The sequence below is a fragment of the Enterobacter sp. PP-008-ECC_S150 genome, from assembly GCF_045257065.1.
GTDB classification, from domain to species: Bacteria; Pseudomonadota; Gammaproteobacteria; order Enterobacterales; family Enterobacteriaceae; genus Enterobacter; species Enterobacter chengduensis.
Window position 1 is genome coordinate 1 of record NZ_JBJHHG010000059.1, and the last position, 2,002, is coordinate 2,002.

The 2,002-nt window shown below is 62.7% G+C and carries 1 pseudogene; it reads right to left on the minus strand.

Annotated features, from left to right (window positions below):
* Positions 1-115: 115 nt before the first annotated feature.
* Positions 116-1,882, minus strand: a pseudogene (locus tag ACJBF3_RS25970) (Tn3 family transposase); the annotation flags it as partial.
* Positions 1,883-2,002: the final 120 nt, after the last annotated feature.

Genomic DNA, 2,002 nt, shown 5'->3' on the forward strand with positions numbered 1-2,002 from the left:
TACCCAGATCGATACCAATAAGCGCAATGTTTTCCATGATGGTTCTCCGAATGAAAGCCTGTCCTCAGCATAGTACTGGGAAGGAGGGAGTGACCATCTCATTAAATAAAGCACGCTAAGCCGGTTGCAGCGGTCGTAGCGGCCTGAACTTGCCCGCGCCGATCTTGGCGCTGCTGCGCCAGAGGTAATCGCCGGTGAGGTTGATGTGCTCCCAACCGAGCGGCGACAGGTACTGCAACAGCGCGTCATCAACGGCATGGCCGTTGCCACGCAGCGCGTGCGCAGCCCGTTCCAGATAGACCGTGTTCCACAACACGACGGCAGCCGTTACCAGATTGAGGCCGCTAGCCCGGTAGCGCTGCTGCTCGAAACTGCGGTCGCGGATTTCACCCAGGCGGTTGAAAAACACTGCCCTGGCCAGCGCATTGCGCGCCTCGCCCTTGTTCAGGCCGGCATGCACGCGGCGGCGCAGTTCCACGCTTTGCAGCCAGTCCAGGATGAACAGCGTGCGCTCGATGCGGCCCAGCTCGCGGAGCGCCACGGCCAGGCCGTTCTGGCGTGGGTAGCTGCCGAGCTTTCGGAGCATCAGGGAGGCCGTCACCGTGCCCTGCTTGATCGAGGTGGCCAGCCGCAGGATTTCGTCCCAATGGGCGCGGACGTGCTTGATGTTGAGCGTGCCGCCGATCATGGGTTTCAGCGCGTCATAGGCGGCGTCGCCCTTCGGGATGTAGAGCTTGGTGTCGCCCAGGTCGCGGATGCGCGGCGCGAAGCGGAAGCCCAGGAGGTGCATCAGGGCGAAGACGTGATCGGTGAAGCCCGCCGTGTCGGTGTAATGCTCCTCGATCCGCAAGTCGGACTCGTGGTACAGCAGGCCGTCGAGCACGTAGGTCGAATCGCGCACGCCGACGTTCACGACCTTGGTGTGAAATGGCGCGTACTGGTCAGAAATGTGGGTGTAGAACGTCCGCCCTGGGCTGCTCCCGTATTTCGGGTTGATGTGGCCGGTGCTCTCGGCCTTGCTGCCGGTGCGGAAGTTCTGGCCGTCCGACGATGAGGTGGTGCCGTCGCCCCAGTGCTCGGCGAAGGGATGGCGGAACTGTGCGTTGACCAGATCGGCCAGCGCCGCCCCGTAGGTTTCGTCGCGGATGTGCCAGGCTTGCAGCCAAGCCAGCTTGGCGTAGGTCGTGCCGGGGCAAGACTCCGCCATCTTGGTCAGGCCCAGGTTGATCGCGTCGGCGAGGATCGTGGTCAGCAACAGGTTCTTGTCTTTGGCCGGGTCGCCCGATTTCAGATGCGCGAAATGCCGAGTGAAGCCCGTCCATTCGTCCACCTCCAGCAGCAGTTCGGTGATCTTGACGTGCGGCAGGATCATTGCCGTCTGGTCGATCAGCGCTTGGGCGGTGTCGGGTACCGCCGCGTCGAGCGGCGTGATCTTCAAGCCTGACTCGGTGATGATGGCGTCCGGCAGCTCGTTGGCCGTCGCCATACGGTTGACGGTGGCAAGCTGTGTTTCCAGCAGCGTCAGCCGGTCGTTCAGGTACCGGTTGCAGTCGGTGGCCACGGCCAGCGGCAATTCGCTGGCCTGCTTGAGGCTGGCGAATTTCGCGGGCGGCACCAGGTAGTCCTCGAAGTCCTTGAACTGGCGCGACCCCTGCACCCAGATGTCGCCGGAACGCAACGCGTTCTTCATCTCCGACAGCGCGCACAGTTCGTAGTAGCGCCGGTCGATGCCGGTGTCGGTCATGACCAGCTTCTGCCAGCGCGGCTTGATGAACTCGGTCGGCGCGTCGGCGGGCACCTTGCGGGCGTTGTCGCTGTTCATGCCGCGCAGCACCTCGATGGCGTCGAGCACGTCCTTCGCGGCGGGAGCGGCCCGCAGCTGGCACTGTTGCAAAGTTAGCGATGAGGCAGCCTTTTGTCTTATTCAAAGGCCTTACATTTCAAAAACTCTGCTTACCAGGCGCATTTCGCCCAGGGGATCACCATAATAAAATGCTGAGGC